This window comes from Sphingomonas sp. Leaf343, assembly GCF_001423765.1.
In the GTDB taxonomy this organism is placed as follows: Bacteria; Pseudomonadota; Alphaproteobacteria; order Sphingomonadales; family Sphingomonadaceae; genus Sphingomonas.
The window spans coordinates 13098-31830 of the sequence record NZ_LMPG01000003.1 but is presented as its reverse complement, the minus strand read 5'-3'; the positions used below and the strand labels follow the sequence as shown (position 1 = coordinate 31830).

Here is an 18733-nt window from a genome sequence, read left to right as displayed (position 1 = left end):
ATGATGGACTGCGCCAGCAAATCAGCAGGCGCTCCCATCAAAAAGGCGCCTGCGTCGGCTTGCGCTATACCGTGCGTTGCAGTTGCCGGCGAAACCGTCGAACATATCGAGCTGGTTCCGTCCTCCCGTCTATCGCCATGGCCAGCTCCACAGACGGGCCTTTTAGGCGTGGCATACGCTCCGGCCACACCCCCTCCGCAAACCGTGTGAAATTGAACATCATCACACGTAAGTTTCGGAGAATATCATGACCAAGTTTAAGCTCATCAGCGCTGCCTTCGCCCTCACTCTGTCGACTGGCGCATTCGCCGCTGTCGCCAATTGCTGCGCCGACATGGCGTGCTGCAAGGACGGTGCGGACTGCTGCAAGGATGGCGCAAAAGCCAAGGCCGCGGACTGCTGCGATCATGCTAAGGGCGGCATGAAGCACGGCTGAAGCTGGATAGGGGCGGGCAACCGCCCCTATTTTTCTAGTCTACGTCTACTCGGCGCGGCACGCCGTCCCGCCACGGTCGCTGCGACGAGCGGAGAGTTACCTTCAGGGTTGAGGCTCTCCCCCGAACCGCATCCATCGTTCGTCCCATCTCGCGCGCGATTACCGCCAGAGTCTGCTTGGCCTCGATACGCCGACGAAGCTCGGCGTCATCATTATCGGTCCAAGACGTTCCACGTCGAGCGGTCAGCCCAATACCTCCTCGATCAGGAGCAGGCCCAAAAACCCGATGAAAAACATCGCGCTGATAAGCGGAGTGTCCGGCTTCTCGTGTGCCTCAACCAACAGCTCTTCCGTCACGAGGTAGAGCAGCGCCATCAGACCGAAACTGAGAAACCCGGCGATCACGACGGGCGGAAACGTCGCAACGGGAGTCGCTATCGCCGCACCGATCGGCAGCAACAAGGCGATCCCCATCGTAATCGCGATGATCCGCGCCTTGGACTTGATCGTCTCGCCCAACTCGGTCGTCACGGTCAGTCCGAGAAACAGCACCTCCAACGTCAACGCGATCGTCAGCAACACGCCGGCCTTCCCGCCAGCGACGAACGCCAACCCGAGAACAAGCCCGTCGATCAGGATATCCACTGCGACCGCGCCCAACATAGCGATCGGGCCACTGGCGCGACCCTCAAGAGCTTTGAGCGACAGCATCACGAGAATGCCAAGCGCGCCGCCTGTGAATGTCGCGATCGGTGAACCTTCGTGCATCACCTGGGGCAAGATCTCGGCTGCCGCTGCGGCGAACACGACGCCTGCCGCCAAGTGCTGCATAGCGCTTACGAAGGCATCACTTGGCCGTCTCGATACCGCGAATAGCGAGCCGATCAGTACGGCGACGACGGGAATGAGCGTGAAGGCAACGGCCTGCATAGCTTAAGCCCTCACGCTGTCATGATTCAAAGGCGGCAGTTCGATGTGTCCCCCTGATGGGGCTGGCAGCTCGCGCCGTCCGAAACGAGCGTAGAGCGTCGGCAGCACGAACAAGGTGAGCAAGGTTGCGGATATCAGGCCACCAATGACGACGGTCGCCAGCGGCTTTTGCACCTCGGCTCCAGCACCATGACCAAGTGCCATCGGCACAAAGCCAAGCGATGCGACGAGCGCCGTCATCGCAACCGGCCGGAGCCGCGCCAGAGCGCCTTGATGCGCCGCTACCGCACGATCCATGCCTTGCCGCATCAGATCATGGATGGACGACACCATGACCAGCCCGTTGAGAACCGCGACACCCGATAGCGCGATGAAGCCGACTGCCGCTGAAATGGAGAACGGCATGCCTCTTAGCACCAGCGCAAGGATGCCTCCGACCAACGCCAGCGGAACGCCGGTAAACACGATCAACGCATCCCTGACGGAACCAAGCGCGCCGTAGAGCAGGAACATGATGACCACGAAGCAGATCGGCACCACAACGCTGAGCCGATCGCGGGCAGATGCCAGGTTCTCGAACTGACCGCCCCATTCGAGATACGTGCCGGGCGGCAATTTCACCTGAGCGTCGATGGCTGACCGGGCATCAGCCACGACACCCGCCACGTCTCGATCGCGCACGTTGGCCTGCACCACGACACGCCGCTTGCCGTTCTCGCGACTGATCTGGTTGGGACCATCGACCACGGCGATATCCGCCACAGTCGATAGCGGTACGAAGCCGCCACTGCCGGTCGGCACCGGCACCTGAGCAACCGCCGTCAAATCGGATCGTGAGCTTTCTGCCATCCGGATCACGACGGGGAAGCGACGATCGCCTTCAAAGATCACGCCAGCCTGTCGGCCGCCAATGGCTGCGGCAACCGTGTCCTGCACGTCACCGGCCGTTACCCCGACGCGGGACATGGCGGTACGGTTCGGCCGGATATCGAGCATCGGCAAACCTTCGGTTTGTTCGACCCGCACGTCTGCTGCACCCCGCGTCTTTCGAAGGATGCCGGCGATCCGATCTGCGGTCGCGTTCATCTCGCCAAAGTCATCGCCAAAGACCTTGATCGCGATATCGCCGCGCACGCCTGCAATCAGCTCGTTGAATCGCATCTGGATTGGCTGGGTGATCTCATAGGCGTTGCCCGGCAGGGTGGAGAGGCGCTTTTCCAGCCGCTCCACCAGCTCTTCCTTGGACAGGCCGGGGTCGGGCCACTCCTTCTTCGGCTTCAAGATGACAAACGTGTCAGTCGCGTTAGGCGGCATTGGGTCCGATGCGATTTCGGACGTGCCGGTGCGGGAGAAGGCGAAACGGACCTCAGGGGCCTTGGCGAGTGCCTTTTCCACCTGGAATTGCATTGTCTGGCTCTGATCGACCGATGTGCCGGGGATGCGAACTGCCTGCACGAGAATGTTGCCCTCATCGAGCTGCGGCAAGAACTCTTGCCCCAATGTCGTGAAAGCTGCCCCGGCAAGCGCCAGCGCACCGATCGCAACGCCGATGGTAAGGGTGGGCCGGCGCATCGCCGCATCAAGTCCCGGCTCATAGCGCTGCCGGAGGAACGTGACGACGCGGCTTTCCTTCTCCTCGACCCGCTTGCTGAGCCAGATCGCAATCGCTGCCGGTATGAAGGTCAGCGACAGGATGAAGGCGAACACCAAAGCAATGATGACGGTGAGCGCCATCGGCTCGAACATCTTGCCTTCGACACCCGTGAAGGTGAGCAACGGCGCATAGACCAAGATGATAATAGCCTGCCCGTACACCGATGGGCGGATCATCTCGCGCGCCGATGCCGCGACAATCCCGAGACGTTGCTCGATCGTCAGCACGTCATCGCGACCATGCTGCGCCTCGCCCAAACGCCGTAATGCGTTCTCCACGATAATGACCGCGCCATCCACGATCAGACCAAAGTCGAGCGCACCAAGGCTCATCAGATTGGCCGAAACGCCCGCCTCCAACATGCCGATGCTGGTCAGCAGCATCGTAATCGGAATGACGCAGGCCGCGATCAGCGCCGCACGGAAATTGCCAAGCAGCGCAAACAGGACGACGATCACCAGCACCGCACCTTCGGCAAGGTTGCGGGCAACCGTCGAAATTGTGGAGTTCACAAGCTCGGTCCGGTTCATCACCGGCTTCACAACCACATCGACCGGCAACGAGCGGCCGATCTGCGTCAGCCGTTCGGCAACGCCAGTCGATACCGTGCGGCTATTTTCCCCGATCCGCATGACCGCGGTCCCGACGACAACCTCATGGCCGTTTTCCGACGCCGATCCCATGCGCAGCCCTTGTCCGGTGCGAACGGTCGCAATCTGGTTGAGCAGGATCGGAACGCTCTCGCGGGTGGCAACGACGGTACGGGCCAGCTCGTCGGCGTTGCGGACACGCCCATCCGATCGAACCGCCAGCCCTTCGCCGTTGCGGTTGACCACGCCCGCGCCCGCGCTGGTATTGCTGCGCTGAAGGGCGGTCGTTAGATCCTGAAGCGTTAGCCGCATCGCTGCCATGCGCTGTACGTCTGGAACGACGAGATATTCCTTGGTGTAGCCACCAAGGGAGTCGACGCCGGCAAGCCCGGCCGTGCTTTTTAGCTGCGGCGTGACGATCCAATCCTGCACAGTGCGCAGGTAGGTCGCCTTGTCGGCGTCACTGACGAGGTGATCCCCCTCGGGGGTGATATAGCTGGCATCGCGTTGCAGGCCGGGTTCGCCGTTGCGGTGATGGACCTGATCCAGCTCGCGATATTCGACCGTCCACATGAAGATATCGCCAAGGCCCGTGGCGATCGGCCCCATCTCGGGGTTCACACCTTCGGGAAGGTCTTCCTCAGCGGTTCGCAGGCGTTCCGCGACCTGCGCCCGCGCAAAGTAGATATCGGTCTTCTCGGTGAACACCGCTGTGATCTGGGCAAAGCCATTGCGGCTTAGCGATCGAGTATAATCAAGGCCGGGAATGCCAGCGAGCGCGGTTTCGACCGTGAACGCAACCTGCTTCTCGATCTGATCGGGAGAGAGGGCAGGAGCAACGACGTTGATCTGCACCTGGTTGTTGGTGATGTCGGGTACGGCGTCGATCGGAAGCTGACGCAGCGCGCCAATTCCGAGCAATGCAGCCGCGATGGTGAGAAGCAGGACGAGCCAGCGCTTCTCGACGGATAGGGTGACGATGCGACCGATCATGGCTCAGTCCTCATCCCCGCCCGCGCCCTTGCCGAGTTCGGCCTTGAGCGTGAAGCTGTTGGTGGAAGCGATGCGCTCCGAGCCGGTAAGGCCTGCCGTTACAGTGACCTGCCCGCCATTGGTGCGGCCAAGCGTCACCGGGATTGCCCGGAAACCTGTCGCGGTGCGGACGAACACGAACGACTTGTCCTCGATCATCTGCACTGCGGCCGATGGCACGGCGACGGTGCGGTCCCCGGTCGCAGGAACGAGGATCGATACGTTGACCGTCTCGCCGACGCGCCATGTGCTGCCGGCGTTGTCGAGGGTGGCGATCACCGGCACCAATCGGGTCGTCTCATCCAGAATGGGGGACACGAACGTGACGCGCCCCTCCTGACGCCGCCCCGGTGCCGTCACTTCGACACGCACGCCGGGTTTCACCCGACCGGCATCGGTGGGGACGAGGGAGGTGGTGACAGTGACCTTCGACAGATTGGCGACACGGAACAGCTCTGCATCGGCCGCGACTGCCTGCCCGAGGGTGGCCGATCGCGCGATGACCTGGCCGGCGATCGGCGAGCGAACCGCGATGCGGTTAAGCGCACCGCCCCCGCTACCCGTCGCCGACAACTGCTGCTGTGCCAGGCGAAGGGCAATGCTGGCTTCTGTCGCGGCCGTCCGCGCCGCGACCAGATCCTGCTCTGGCGAAACGCGTTCGGCGAACAGCCGCTGTTCGCGGCGAAGGTTGGATTGGGCGAGCGCGGAACGCGCGCGCGCGGCCTCTACCTCCGCTTTCAGTGATGCCGCTTCCCGGCTTTCGATGATAGCCAGTGGGTCGCCCCGGCTGACTGACTGCCCGAGATTGCGGGTGAGGGAAACGAGCCGACCGCCTACGGAGGTGGACACAACCTGCACACCTTGAGGATCGCCCTCGATCGTTGCCGACAGCTCGATCGCTCCGGCCACGCCGCCCACGGTAGGACGCGTAACCTCTATCCCGGCATCCGCGATCTGCTGGGCGGACAGGGTAACAATATCCTTTGGGCCCTTCTTGGCTTCGCCGGCCTCGGCACCTTCCGCCTTCTCGGCTCCGGCTTTCTCACCGGCCTCGCTGCTGCCACCCCCGCCGCATCCGGCAAGGAGGATAGCCAGGGTCACAGGCGCGAGCGCCCGCATGATGGTCTTCGTCATTGATTGGTTTCCTCGGGCGAGGGCGCTGCGGCAACGAGCCGTTCGAGGCGTGCCTTGGCGTCGTGATAGGTGGCGAGCGCATCGATCGCGGCGGTTCGTGTTTCGGACAGGGTACGTTCGGCATCGAGCAAATCGAGCTGACCGAACTTGCCCTCCCGGTAGCCGATCCGGGCGATCCGAGCGGCTTCGCTTGCCGACGCCAATGCCGGCCCGCTGGCGTTGCGAGCGGTCGTCGCGGCATTCGCGACGTTCGCCTGTGCGCTTGCGATATCCTGCGCGGTATCCAGCTCGGCCGCGCGACGTAGCGCCTGCGCCTGATCAGTCTGCGCCCGCGCCTGCGCCACTGCCGCCTTGCCGTTGTTGAACAGTGGGAACGGGATCGACAGCCCGAACACCGCTGCCACGTCGTTCGTAGCCTCAAGCCGTCGTGCGCTGGCGCTGAGTGTCACGTCGGGAATGCGCTGCGACCTAGCAAGCCGCACCTGTGCCTCTGCCGTTGTCACGTCCGCGCGTGTCGCCGCCAATGCCAGCGTCCCGGCGGTCTCGATCGGCCGCGCTGGACCAAAGCCCTCGACACGGCCGAACCACACCAAGTCCAACGGTCCCGTGAGGGGTTGGCCGATCCGTCGGGCAAGATTGCTCCGCGCGACCTCGGCAAGCCGCTCTGCGCGCTCCACAGCCGTCTCCACGTTGATCCGCAATACATCGGCGCGCTGTTGTTCGAGCGGTGATGCTCGCCCCGCTTGAACGCGGACGCCGGCTGCGCGCGATGCTTCGCGGGCGATACCGGCCTGCTCGCGCGCGGTCACCAGTCGGCGTTCCGCTGCGGTCGCCTCGATGTAGAGCTGCGTGATGGCAAGCCGTAGATCAGCCTCGGCCAACGCCGTGCCTATCCTCGCTCGATTACCAATCGCATCTGCGACAGCGATCCGTGCCGATCGTTTGCCACCCAACTCGATCGGTAGTGCCAGACCTGCCGTTGTCTCGGCGCTTCGAAGACCGCGATATTGGCCGCTGCCGGCAATGTTCTCGGTCTCGGCGACGATCGACGGGTTCGGGCGGTAGCCGGCAACCGTGCGGCCTGCTTGTGCTGCCCGGACGCCAGCCGTGGCAGCCTCAAGGCTGGGGGCGCTGGCTCCGGCAAGCGAAAGCGCCTGCTCAAGGGTGAGCGGGGGACTGGTCGATGTTGGATCGGCTGACTGCGCCTGTGCGATCGACGCGCACGACGCCACGGCCAATAAGGCCGCAATAAAACGGTGCATGGGTAACGGACTCCTGACGAACCTTGGGCATCCGCACGGGCTTTCCCGGCGGAATTAGGCGTTGGTCAGGCTTGGGGAGGACGTAGGGCTGGGTCCGACGCTACCGGGGCCTTGGGCGCATTGCGCCACATCGATGCAGTCATACGAACGCTGCTGGCTGGTCCGGTTGAATCGGACGCGATCGGCACGCCGACATGATGGCCGTGGCAACCACCATGATGGTGAGGATAAGCCTTGTCGGCGTCTGCCGGCACTTGGTCGGCATCGCCGTCGCAATGATCGAGGGAGCTGACCGCTGTGGTATCAACGCACGTCACGCCTTCGGTCGCATGCGCGACTGATCCAAGCCCGAGCATAAGCACGAGCATGAAACTGAGGAACAGGGCGGAGAGGCGGTGCATCGGCCCGCGCCTTAGCAGCTTACCGACTGCCATGTAACGACTGCTGGTAAGTAGCGGGGGCGGGTGAGGGCTCGCTACGCATTTCGGCGCGTGCCTGCCGCATGATCTGAACACCGCCCGATATTCCCAACACAGCCATCAAGGTGGCGACGGCGAGATCAGGCCACGCGCTGTTGAGGCCGAACACTCCGCCTGCGGCCAGTACGACGGCGATGTTGCCAATCGCGTCGTTACGCGAGCAAATCCACACTGACCGCATGTTCGCATCACCGCTTCGAAAGCGGTACAGCATGACCGCGACTACAAGGTTCGCGATCAACGCGGCGATGCCGACCACGCCCATAATTTCGGCATGGGGCGTTGCTTCGTGGAGCGCCCCCCATCCCGCCGCGAACAAGACATAGACGCCTAGCAAAGCAAGCGTCGCCCCCTTCAACATCGCAGCGCGTGCGCGCCAGGCTATCGCCATTCCGGCAACGCCAAGGCTGATTGCGTAGTTCGCAGTATCCCCAAAAAAGTCGAGCGCGTCGGCTTGCAGCGCCTTCGATCCACCCGTGATGCCGGCAACGATCTCGATAACGAACATGCCGCCATTGATGGCGAGCGCAATCCATAGCGCGCGCCGCCACTTAGGGTCGTTGAGAGTGTCCGCCTTGTCGGACGCGCAGCTTGTGCAGGCCATATTCGCCACCTCGATAGAATCGATCTGACAGCCTATATGCACCCTCTAGTCGCTAGAGGGTCAAGCGCTGTGTCTGAGAAACTGACGATCGGAAAACTGGCTGGTGCGACCGGCACGAAAGTCGAGACGATCCGCTACTATGAGCAGATTGGCTTGCTGCCGGCTCCTGAGCGATCGGCGGGGAACTATCGGACCTATGAGGGCGCGCATCTACGCCGCCTGTCCTTCATCCGTCGCGCGCGTGATCTTGGCTTTTCAATCGATCAGGTGCGCGAGCTTATGGGGCTTGCCGATCGGCGCGATCAGTCCTGCATCGCCGTCGATGTCGTTGCCAACCAACACCGCGACGCGATTAGACGCAAAATTGCAGACCTCACCGCGCTTGCTGGTGAACTCGACGCGCTAATAGATTCCTGTAGCCGCAACACCGTCGCCGACTGCCGGATCATCGAAGCACTTGCCCCTTCCGCATAGCGCATCGCTGCTGTCCGGTGGAATGATCGGCTTGCACCGCTTGGGCACTTCAATCCGTGGAGCTGACGATCGCACTTCTTGCCGCCACGTCATCCCGACTGATCTCGATGGTACAGCGCACCGTCTTCTTAGTCCTCACAGCTATCTTGTAGCAGGCTTGCACAGCCTTGCGATTTGCGGTGATGATCCGATCGGCTGCCGCGATGTTGGCGAAAGCATCCGGCCCAGCAGCTCGCATGAGGCGCTGCCCGGCTTCCCATTTCGGTAGGTCAAGCGTGCGCGCTGCCATCCACTCGGGCACCTGCCACTTCCCCGGGAGCTCGCGCGCGATGATCCCCGGCACGATCGTCCATAGCAGCGCCCCGCCCAGGCACGCTCCCGCACCGACCTGCCACAAGGTACGGCGCTGCTCGTCCGCACGGCGGGCAGAACCGCCGATACCGTGCAAAGCGGTCGTCGCCTTGTCCATCTTCTCACCGGCGGTCGCGATCATGCGCCGATCCTCGTCGCGGGCATGGCCGCCAGCCGCGACGATCCGGTCGGCGACATAGCGCGGCGCGACATTGTCCTCGGCCGTTTTCGCCAGCACGCCGACATTTTGCATGGTCGCGTTGAGCGCCTTCGCCATTTTCCCCAGCGTCTCGCTGTAATCGGGTATCTCCGGCACCTCGGCGCGCTCCGCGGACAGCCGCTCGACGGCGCGGCGCAACAGCGCAAGCTCACCGCGGACACCTTCAAACGCCTCCGCTGCGGCGTCCGGTTCGTGATCGTCACTCATGCACTTCTTCCCCTTTACTGCATGAAACCACAAACCGGATCGTACCCGAAAGCACGAACCGTCACCGGCTCATCCCCCGATCCCGGTCGCGCCCACGATCGAGCGACGACGACAGCGCATCGCCGATCGACCGCTCGCTTTCCTGCTTCAGCGCCAGGTCGGGTGCATGGCGACGCAGTGCGGATTCGAGCTGCGGGTCACGGTGCAGCCCGCCCGCCGCCTTCTCCATCCGCTCGCGCAACCGCTCGGCACCGGCACTGTCGCCGGCCCGCTCCATGCCTGCCCGCGCCTGCTGCATTTTCTGCCAGCCTTCCACGAACCGCTCGGCACGCGCGTCCGGGTCTAGCCGCACACGCTTCTCGTCGGCCATCGCGCGTGCCGCGCCAACTGTATTGCCGCCCGACACCTGCTCGATAAGCTTCGGATCACGCGCAAGCGCCGATGCAAGGTCGCGCGCGGCATGGGGACGGGTCGCGTCCAGCCTCTCGCCAGCCTTCTGCAAAGCGCTCTCCTGATGCGGCAGCACGGGCAGACCCTTGTTGCGCATCCGGCCGATATCGCCCGCGGCACGTGCATAGCGTTCGATCGCCTTGGCCTGAGAGACGTCCAAGGTGGTGTTAATCGGACCCCCCTGGCTGCGATCACGGGCGGTGTTAATCGGACCCCCCTGCCCGTGATCGCGGGCAGTGTTAATCGCCCCCTCTTTCGCGACAGCCAGCTTTGGCCGGAAACCGGCAAACATGCCCTTGGCCTTGTCGCGCACCTTCTCGACCATCTGGCGTGCGAGTTCCGGGAACCGGATCTCGCGCCGATCGGCGAACGCCCGCGCCTGATCCTGCTCGGGCTTAGCGTAATCGCCCGCCATGTCCTTGCCGCGTTCGCGCGACAGAGCGCGAACAAGCTGGCGCTGGTCGGTGAAGTCGTCGCGGCCATAGTGAAGCTGCACGTCGTCGCGGTGCCGCGACATGCCGACATAGGCGCTGTGGCGGTCCATGCCCGGAGTGGCGAGGACATGGGCGCGATCGACCGTCACGCCTTGGGATTTGTGGAACGTCGCCGCATAGCCGTGATCGACATGGGCATAATCCTTGGTGTCGAACGCGACCCCGCGCCCGTCATCGAGGCGCACCGCCATGCCCTCGGGCGATACCCGCTCGATCGTCGCCAGCGTGCCGTTCTTGACCCCCATGCCGCGCTCGTTGCGAAGGAACATGATGCGGTCGCCGGTCGCGAACTGCCGCTCGCCGCGCTCGGCCTTCACCGTCACGTCATCGCCAAGGTCGCCGCTCGCGCGCAACCGGTCGCGCGCCTCGCCATTGAGGCTCTGCACCTCGGCGTTGGTGTGGGTGAGGATGATGCGGCTCTTGCCCGGCTCGGTCTGGCGCGCGCGATCCCAACCATCGACCAGCGCGCCCCGCGCCGCCTCGCGCGTGTCGGCCGCGTGGACCGTGCCCTTGCCGTCATAGGCGTGGATCGCCTCGCCGGTGCGCCCGGTCGCCAGCGCACGTGTGGCGTCGCGCTGCCAGTCCTCGCGCTGCCGGCGTATCTCGGTGATCTCGGCCGCGCCGTGCCGCTCGGTGACGCTGCGGAACGCCGCGCCCGCCTCGATCGCCTGCAACTGCTCAGGATCGCCGACCATCACGACCTTGGCCCCAGCATCGCGTGCCTGGGACAGCACCCGCTCCATCTGGCGCGAGCCGATCATGCCAGCCTCGTCCACTACCAGCACGTCCTTGGGGCCTAGCTGCTCGCGGCCCTGCCCCCATGCGTGTTCCAGGCTAGCGATGGTGCGGGACTGGATGCCCGATCCGCCCTCAAGGTTCTCGGCCGCAATGCCCGACAACGCCGCGCCGCGAACCGTGTAACCCTGCCCCTCCCATGCCTCGCGCGCCACGCCAAGCATCGCCGACTTGCCGCTGCCGGCATAGCCGACGACGGACGCCAGCCCCGCGTCGCCGGTCACATGATCGAAGGCGTCGCGCTGCTCGCCCGACAGGACAAGGCCACGCCCCTCGGCCGCGCCGATCGCGACGTCACGATGCCGATCGGCGACGCCATGCTCGCCCCGGCCCGCCAGATCGTCGCCGGCACGCTCAAGCCGGTTCTCCACCGCAATCATGTCGCGCGACGTGAACCGCTCCTGGTCGCGTCCATCCTTCCCCAATGCGACCAGCTCAGGGCTGGCGCGCACCGCCCCCATCACCTGGTCGAACTGCTCCTTGCCGTCGCTGTGCCGGAACGCGAACGTCGCAAGGTCACGGACGGTGAACGTGGCCTGCTGCCGCGTGAGGGCGTCCAGCGCGACATTGGGATCGGCGATGATCTTCTCGCCGTTCTCACGAGCGATGCGCGTGTGATCCTCGATCCGCTCCGCCTCAAGCCCCTGCTCCGGACGACGCGATGCGGCCGGGCCGATCTTGTGCTGCGGCTCCAGCCCGATCCCCTGCGCCTCGTAACTGCGGTGGTCGATGCGACCCTCAAGCCCAAGCTCGGCCATGCGCTCATTAACGTGGGCGCTCCACGCCTCGCGCCAGTCCTTCAAAAGCTCGGTCGAGTTCCAGTCGCGGTTCTTCTTCCCGAACCCCTCCAGCCCCACGTCGCGCATCGCAAGCATGACATGCGCGTGCGGCTTGGGCGTGCCGTCCTTCGCCTTGTCCCAATGCACGTTCAGATCAGCGACCATCCCGCGATCGACAAACTGCTTCTTCACGAAATCGCGTGCGAGCTGGACGCCCTGCTTCTCGTTCATCTCACGCGGAATCGAGAACTCCACCTCACGGGCAAGCTGCGCGTCCTTGCGTTTCTCGCCTGCCTCCACCTCGTTCCACAAGGTCGTGCGGTCGTTTAAACGCTCCGGTGCGCCCTGTGGCAACATCACTTCGGAGTGGATCACGCCTGCCTTGTTGCTGAAGTCGTGATTCCGGTTCAACCGATCGTCGTGCAGCTCGGATGCGGAGCGATAGGCGGCGCTCGCGACGGCGCTCGATCCGTTCGCGCGGCTCACAACCTTGGCGGAGAAATGGTAGATCGCCATGACGCCCTGCTTATTGCACTTCTGAGCGCACGTCGGCAACGACGTATAAGCGCGCACTCATCCTCCGCTTCGCTCCTCCTGATTGACTTGGTGCTGCGTTCTGCTCGTTCTGGCTTTACCCATATGCTCGGCGCGCTAAGATGTTGATGAGCGATACGCGGAAGGGTAAAGGCGATGCGGAAGGTTCGCGATTACGATGCCGAGCTGAAGGCACTGGGTGACAAGGCCCGCGCGCTCAAGGCAAAGCGGGTCGAACAGCTTGGCCAGCTCGTCGTTGCGACCGGGGCCGATGCGCTTGATCCGGAAACCCTCGCCGGGGTGCTGCTCGATGCGATCGGATCAAAGGATGCGGGCGCGAAGGAGGCATGGCGCGCGAAGGGCGCGGCCTTCTTTCAACGACGTGGGCGCAAAGGTGGCGGCGCTGCTGCAATCGACGGATCGGGCACTGCGACTGAACCAGGCGGCGACGCTGCGGGCGGAAGCGGCGGAACGGCGAACGGATAGCAGGGGCTGGGTCGTGCAACGTCGCGAACGAACACGCCATCTGATTGAACTGGGCGGGCTGGTCCAGAAAGCCGGGCTGGTCGAGCTGACCGACGACGATCGCGCCACGCTCTACGGCGCGCTGCTCGATCTCGCCGGGCGTGGTCGCGGCGACGATGCTGGCGACGTGCTGGCGCTATGGAAGCGGCGCGGCAAGCGGGCGTTCGACGCGGAAGCGGAAGGGAGCGAAGCGCAATGAGCGATTTCGATATCGAGACGATCCGTGCCCAAGTCCGCGCGATGAATTTCGTGCGCGGCACGCCGGCGGAAATCGCGATGTGGCATGAGGACATGGCGGACTCGCGCGCCAACCTGGTCATCGAGGACATGATCCCGACGCCTAACGACGATGCGTTTTTCACAATGATGCTGGATGAGGGTGTACCCCCTCCCCTCGTCTCGCAAATCCTGCTTCGGCTGCTCGATCATCCCGACGCCGATCGGTCTCTGCCGATCACGCCGATGGCGGCGCACTGATGCCCAGGCGACGGATCAGCCCGCTTCTCGCCGTCTTCGTCGCCTTTGTGGTGCTGATGGCGAGCAATGCCTGGCTCAAGAGCATCTTCGGTTATGGCGAGATAGCGACCGACATTCCGTTCCTGCTGGCCGGCGCGATCCTGTTCCTGGCGTGGCGCTTCAACCGGCGTGCCGCCAACCAGCGCAATGATCTGCTCGGCTCCGCCCGTTTTGGCGACCGTGCTGACGTGCGGAAGCTGGAAGCGAACGGGGATCTTCTGATCGGCCGCTCGGCGAGGTCGGGGAAGCTGCTGCACTACGACGGCGCGGCGCATTTGCTGACGATGGCACCCACCCGCTCAGGTAAGGGTGTCGGTACGATTATCCCCAACCTGCTGCTGCTCGATCGCTCGGTGATCTGCATCGACCCCAAGGGCGAGAACGCTCGCGTCACCGCCCGTGCGCGTGCCGCCAAGGGCAAGGTCTGGTGCCTCGATCCGTTCGGCGTGTCGGGTCAGCCGCCTGCCCGCTACAATCCGCTCGACCGGCTCGATCCCGCCAGCCTCGATCTCGCGGAAGATGCCAACACCCTCGCCGACGCGCTGGTGCATGACGCGCCGGGACAATCGGGCGAAGCGCACTGGAACGAGGAAGCCAAGGCGCTGATCGCCGGGCTGATTCTGCACACCGTCGTCCACGAACCCGCCGATCGCCGCGTGCTGGCAACGATACGCGACAAGCTGACGCTCGCCCCTGCTGGCTTCGCCGCGTTGCTGGCCGATATGCAGGACAGCGCCGGGGCCGGTGGCCTGATAGCGCGCGCGGCCAACCGCCAGCTCGGCAAGTCCGATCGCGAAGCCGCTGGCGTGCTGTCCTCGGCACAGCGCCATACCCACTTTCTCGACAGCCCTCGCATCGTCGCCAGCACCGCCGCGTCGGATTTCACCTTCGCGGGGCTGAAGGACACGACCGCCACCGTGTTCCTGTGCCTGCCGCCCGATCGGCTCGACACCTATGCGCGCTGGCTGCGGCTGCTGGTGAGCCAGGCCGTCACCGACATGGCGCGGTCCACCGCCCGTCCTGCCCGGCCCGTGCTGTTCCTGCTGGACGAGTTCGCCGCGCTCGGCCGTCTCGAACCGGTTGAACGCGCGATGGGCCTGATGGCGGGCTATGGCCTCCAGCTCTGGCCGATCCTCCAGGACATGCACCAGCTTAAGGCCACCTATGGCGAGCGCGCCGGCACCTTCATGTCCAACGCCGGCGTGATCCAGACGTTCGGGGTCAACGATCATGCCACCGCCGACATGCTCTCGCGCACGATCGGCGACACCACGATCGAATATGATACCGTCAGCACGTCGCGCGGCACCGGCTGGGGCGAAAACCGCGCTGGTCCCTCGGAGAGTGTCAGCGGGCACGTCTCCGCTCGCCGGCTCGCCACACCGGACGAAATCATGCGAATGCGGCCCGATCAGCTTCTGCTGCTCCGCCAGGGCGAAAACCCGCTCGCGGTCGAGAAAATCCGCTACTACGATCAACGCGAGTTCACTGGCCTGTTCGATCCTGCGTGACGATGTGCGAAAGGTGAGTTTTGGGGTAGCGCCTCACCTTCCGAAGGTGACGGAGCTGGTGATCGGATTGACGATCTACGAAACCGATCGCGAAGGAGCTGATTTAAGCACCAACAGCGAGGTTCGGTGCTGCAAGGGTGCGGATCGTGGCAAAGCCCTCTTCCCTGCCCTCATGGCGCTCTTGGTCGGCTCTGGCGTAGTATCTGGTCGCCAGCTTGCCTTTCTTCTTTTTCCGCTAAGCACGCGGCGTTTGCGCCGCTCTGGTGACAGCGCAGCTGGCACCAGACGAATAGTGCATCGGCCATTAGGCCGATTCCATTTGCCTATTCTGACGGTGGTTATCCACAGGCTCGCCACCCCAAAGCTCACCTTTCGCCGTTCAGATTCTCTAATTCTTCTGATTCAAGATTCAGAGCCCTGAAAGGTCCGTATTTCTGCCGAAAAATGCCTCCAATAGTGAGCGTTGGGGTCGATTCGCGTGAGTTTCGGGGTAGCATGCGGTGAGCTTTGGGGTCGGTAAAAGTGAGTGTTCGGGCAGGGTCCAGTGAGTGTTGGGGTACCCCAATGGTTGGGTTAAAAGGATCGGTGAGTTTTGGGGTATCCGCCTCTCTGCTCCACGGGGGAGCTGAAACATTTGCCTAGCTCACTTTTCGTGATTAGGGTGAGTTGGTAAGTTCCTCTAGCTCACCGTTGGTCAAGCCTATGTCGCAACCTGCCGTGGTCGATATGACATTCCGCACGCTGGCCCAGAAGGGACGTGGAAATCCTTTTGATCCCGCCAACTACGGTGAAATCGTCAAGCCCGGCGAGTTGGTCGATATTGTAGAGCTAAGCCCCCTCACCCTCGCGGATCGCCGTATCTACAACCTGCTGATCGCCAATGCCTGGGAACGCATTGGCGAGCCGATCATCCATCGCATTGCGAAATCCGGACTGAAAGGGACGCACCAAGGCAACGAGCGCATAGAGAGTTCACTGCTGCGCCTCATGGGCACCATCGCGATCGTCACGATCCGCAAGGATGGCAAGAGCTACAAGCGCCGTGTCCAGCTGCTCGGCCCAAGTGATGAAAGCCTCGAAAAAGACGGCTTCCTTCACTATCGTATCCCAGAAGAGCTAATCGAGATACTGCGGAACAGTCAGGTTTATGCCCGTCTCAAGACGCAGGTAATGTATTGCTTCGAGTCAAAATACGCACTTTGTCTCTATGAAATGATCGAGCGGCGCATTGGTCTCGAATACAAACAGAAAGAGGAGTTTACGATCGAAGAGCTGCGCGGCCTGCTTAACGTGCCTGAAGGTAAACTCGAACGCTTCGCTGATATGAACAAATATTGTCTGAAGGTGGCTGTCGAGGAAATTAACAAGCTTTGCCCCTTCTATGTCGATTTCACGCCGATCAAGAACGGGCGCAAGGTCGAACGGGTGGCACTCCACTGGTTCCCAAAAACGTCCAGCGGCAAGCGCGACGCACAGAACCTGATCGACCAGCACAGCATTGTACGACGGGCAAAGCTGCGCGGCGGAATTCCCGAACTGCCCGTGCTGGTAGATTTCAGCGCGTCGGCCCAAAGGTGAGCCGCTACCCCAAAACTCACCGATAGGCTTTGCTACCAACCTCTACATGCCAGACACGTGTTCACGTTCCATCGTGTTCTCGTGTTCTCGTGCTATCATGTTCACATGCCAACAAGTGGGCTGGCGGATTCCGGGGTGCCCGTTACAGATGCCGGGCATTCACCCAGCCCTTGCATGTTCCACTCGGGACGGATCATTCGGATCGCCCCCTCTTCGGGGTCGGTACATAGAACGGACCCAGATATACGTTAAGCGCCCTCATCCGGGTTCAGGCGGCGCAAATCACCCGTTTGTCGCGCATCTGCGATGGCGACAGGGTTTTCCGTCATCCCTAGTACCTAGCGACGACTTTTGGGACAAAGCCGTCGTAGCAAGTCCAGTCACATCGCGACGATCTACGGGAAAGGCTGTCTGGCGCTCGGCGCCTTTCGCGCGACGGCATGGTGATCGCTCCACCGCCGTCTAGAAAGGGATAGGCTATCGAAAGAGTCTGGGTGACATCGCCCAGCAAAACGATCGATTTCGCTACTGATTTCATCATGGTAGGCCGCTTGCATGACCGCATCCGATCGCGCCGAACAGAATCTGATCCTCCGCTGTCCGGAGCCGCTCAATGCGGAAACGCCCCCGGATAAACTGATCACGTCCTTCCTGACGCCGCAGGCGAACTTCTACATCCGCAGTCACGGACCAACGCCGGAGCTGGCCGACGATCATCGTATAGCGCTGGACGGCTTAGTCGACCGCCCGCGCTCCTACACGGTTGCCGAACTTCAAACGGCATTTGCGACCCGGACAGTGACCGCGACCATGCAGTGCGCCGGCAATCGTCGGGCACATCTTCAAGACGTGGAAAAGACTTCGGGCGATCCCTGGGACGTGGGCGCGATTGGCAATGCGGCGTGGACCGGCGTCGCACTGTGCGACGTGCTCGCCGCAGCCGGCATCCAGGACGGCGCGTCGTTCGTCGGCACTACGGGGGCCGACAACGTGGATGTCGATGGTGAGACGGCACCGTTCGGTGCCTCGATCTCGATCGCCAAGGCGCTAGAGCCCGACGTGCTGATCGTCTGGGCCATGAATGGCGAGGCGCTGGCCCCCGAACATGGCGCACCGCTGCGGCTCGTCGTGCCGGGTTATGCGGGCGTTCGTAGCGCCAAGTGGCTGACGCGCATCGAGGTGCGCGATCGCCCGTCCGATGCGCCGATCCAGGCCAAGGACTACAAGCTCTTTCCGGCATCGGTAGCGAAGGAGGACGCGGACTGGGATCGGGGTCTGACTATCGAGGAGATGCCGCTCAATGCTGCGATCTGCGCGCCGGTGGACGGCGCGCATGTCAGCGCCGGCGCGTGCGAAATCGCGGGTTATGCGGTCGCCTTCGGCCGAGCGGTCTCGCGCGTCGAGGTCTCCGTCAATGGCGGCACCGACTGGCTGCAGGCGGAACTGACTGCAAAACCCGATGCGCCTTGGAGCTGGACGCAGTGGCACGTCACGGTCGATCTGTCTCCCGGACTCCACGTCCTGATCGTGCGCGCCGTTGACGGTGCCGGGCAGATGCAGCCCGAACGGCCCGAGGCGATCTGGAACTTCGCCGGCTATCTCTCGACTGCCTGGCATCGCATCGCCGTTACCGCTGGCTGATGGACGCGCCGCACGACGCCGATCGGGCCCATGCGAAGCTGGCGGAGAGCGCGAGCAAGCTGAAGGACAGCGCAGTCCAGCAGGTGGACAGCGCCGACCGTCGCACAGAGCTTGCCGCGGACCGCACAATCCTCGCCGGCGAACGCACCTATGCTGCCTGGGTACGTACCGGACTGGCGGCGCTCGCTTCCGGTATCGGCGCGCGCGCGCTGCTCAAGGACGTCGTGTTCCCGTGGCTGGCGACGGCGACCGGGACCATGCTGATCTTGTTCAGCGCCTTTTGCTTCGCCGCTGCGGTGTGGCGAGAGATGGGCGCAGGCGCCCCGCCGCCACGACCGGACATCAAGCGCCTGCCAGCGACGTTGCTCCTAGTGATGAACGGGTTTCTCATGCTCGTGTCACTGGCCGCGCTCGTCGGCATCTGGACGGCACGCTCGTAGCAGCCATCCCTAGGTTTGCTGCGAGCCGATCAGACCCCGCAGCGCATCCGCGGCTTTCGTGCGGTATCACCCCCTTGTGACGAAGCCCAAAAACGAC

At 63.5% G+C, this 18733-nt stretch carries 17 protein-coding genes; 10 read left to right on the top strand and 7 right to left on the bottom strand.

Going from position 1 to position 18733, the window contains the following annotated elements:
* The first annotated feature begins 247 nt into the window (after window positions 1–247).
* Window positions 248–436, top strand: coding sequence for a hypothetical protein (locus ASG07_RS04870; protein ID WP_041394287.1), 189 nt, complete (start codon window positions 248–250; stop codon window positions 434–436).
* Between the two features lie 243 nt (window positions 437–679).
* Here ASG07_RS04870 and ASG07_RS04865 read toward each other — a convergent pair whose 3' ends face one another.
* The 4 genes from ASG07_RS04865 to ASG07_RS04850 are packed head-to-tail and all read right to left on the bottom strand — an operon-like array spanning window position 680 to window position 7038.
* A complete protein-coding gene (locus tag ASG07_RS04865) occupies window positions 680–1366 on the bottom strand; it encodes a ZIP family metal transporter (RefSeq protein ID WP_031393017.1) in 687 nt (228 codons plus the stop codon).
* Between the two features lie 3 nt (window positions 1367–1369).
* Window positions 1370–4603 (bottom strand): efflux RND transporter permease subunit, encoded by a 3234-nt coding sequence (locus tag ASG07_RS04860; protein ID WP_055843160.1) that lies wholly within the window; start codon window positions 4601–4603, stop codon window positions 1370–1372.
* A 3-nt stretch (window positions 4604–4606) separates the two neighbouring features.
* Entirely contained in the window at window positions 4607–5776 is a 1170-nt protein-coding gene (locus tag ASG07_RS04855; protein ID WP_031393019.1) for an efflux RND transporter periplasmic adaptor subunit, read from the bottom strand.
* Entirely contained in the window at window positions 5773–7038 is a 1266-nt protein-coding gene (locus ASG07_RS04850; protein WP_055843158.1) for a TolC family protein, read from the bottom strand. Before ASG07_RS04850 ends, ASG07_RS04855 begins: the two co-directional genes overlap by 4 nt.
* Window positions 7039–7232: 194 nt before the next feature.
* Between ASG07_RS04850 and ASG07_RS17460 the strand changes: the two genes are divergently transcribed.
* A complete protein-coding gene (locus ASG07_RS17460; protein WP_156349056.1) occupies window positions 7233–7379 on the top strand; it encodes a hypothetical protein in 147 nt (48 codons plus the stop codon).
* A gap of 79 nt (window positions 7380–7458) precedes the next feature.
* Here the strand turns inward: ASG07_RS17460 and ASG07_RS04845 are convergent, their stop codons facing one another.
* Window positions 7459–8121, bottom strand: coding sequence for a cation transporter (locus ASG07_RS04845; protein ID WP_055843156.1), 663 nt, complete (start codon window positions 8119–8121; stop codon window positions 7459–7461).
* 36 nt (window positions 8122–8157) lie between these two features.
* On the opposite strand from ASG07_RS04845, the gene ASG07_RS16820 reads away from it, so the two are divergent.
* Entirely contained in the window at window positions 8158–8595 is a 438-nt protein-coding gene (locus tag ASG07_RS16820) for a MerR family transcriptional regulator (protein ID WP_056677700.1), read from the top strand.
* A gap of 49 nt (window positions 8596–8644) precedes the next feature.
* Here ASG07_RS16820 and ASG07_RS04840 read toward each other — a convergent pair whose 3' ends face one another.
* Window positions 8645–9373 (bottom strand): DUF6118 family protein, encoded by a 729-nt coding sequence (locus tag ASG07_RS04840; protein ID WP_192143182.1) that lies wholly within the window; start codon window positions 9371–9373, stop codon window positions 8645–8647.
* Between the two features lie 61 nt (window positions 9374–9434).
* Window positions 9435–12407, bottom strand: coding sequence for a Ti-type conjugative transfer relaxase TraA (gene traA, locus ASG07_RS04835; protein WP_055843154.1), 2973 nt, complete (start codon window positions 12405–12407; stop codon window positions 9435–9437).
* A 174-nt stretch (window positions 12408–12581) separates the two neighbouring features.
* Here traA and ASG07_RS04830 point away from each other — a divergent pair, with 174 nt between their 5' ends.
* The 7 genes from ASG07_RS04830 (at window position 12582) to ASG07_RS04800 (ending at window position 18636) form a co-directional block, all read left to right on the top strand.
* Window positions 12582–12911: a conjugal transfer protein TraD gene (locus ASG07_RS04830; RefSeq protein ID WP_031393025.1), complete on the top strand. Its 330-nt coding sequence runs from the start codon at window positions 12582–12584 to the stop codon at window positions 12909–12911.
* Window positions 12912–12924: 13 nt separating this feature from the next.
* Window positions 12925–13149, top strand: coding sequence for a conjugal transfer protein TraD (locus ASG07_RS04825; RefSeq protein ID WP_031393026.1), 225 nt, complete (start codon window positions 12925–12927; stop codon window positions 13147–13149).
* Window positions 13146–13427: a hypothetical protein gene (locus ASG07_RS04820; RefSeq protein WP_055843152.1), complete on the top strand. Its 282-nt coding sequence runs from the start codon at window positions 13146–13148 to the stop codon at window positions 13425–13427. The genes ASG07_RS04825 and ASG07_RS04820 overlap by 4 nt, the downstream gene beginning before the upstream one ends.
* Window positions 13427–14977, top strand: coding sequence for a type IV secretory system conjugative DNA transfer family protein (locus ASG07_RS04815; protein ID WP_201780962.1), 1551 nt, complete (start codon window positions 13427–13429; stop codon window positions 14975–14977). The genes ASG07_RS04820 and ASG07_RS04815 overlap by 1 nt, the downstream gene beginning before the upstream one ends.
* A 702-nt stretch (window positions 14978–15679) precedes the next feature.
* Window positions 15680–16555 (top strand): replication initiation protein, encoded by an 876-nt coding sequence (locus ASG07_RS04810; protein ID WP_031392895.1) that lies wholly within the window; start codon window positions 15680–15682, stop codon window positions 16553–16555.
* A gap of 555 nt (window positions 16556–17110) precedes the next feature.
* On the top strand, window positions 17111–18196 hold the full coding sequence (locus tag ASG07_RS04805) for a sulfite oxidase (RefSeq protein ID WP_055843150.1): 1086 nt from the start codon (window positions 17111–17113) through the stop codon (window positions 18194–18196).
* Window positions 18196–18636: a YidH family protein gene (locus ASG07_RS04800; RefSeq protein WP_051916165.1), complete on the top strand. Its 441-nt coding sequence runs from the start codon at window positions 18196–18198 to the stop codon at window positions 18634–18636. The genes ASG07_RS04805 and ASG07_RS04800 overlap by 1 nt, the downstream gene beginning before the upstream one ends.
* The last annotated feature ends 97 nt before the right edge of the window (window positions 18637–18733 follow it).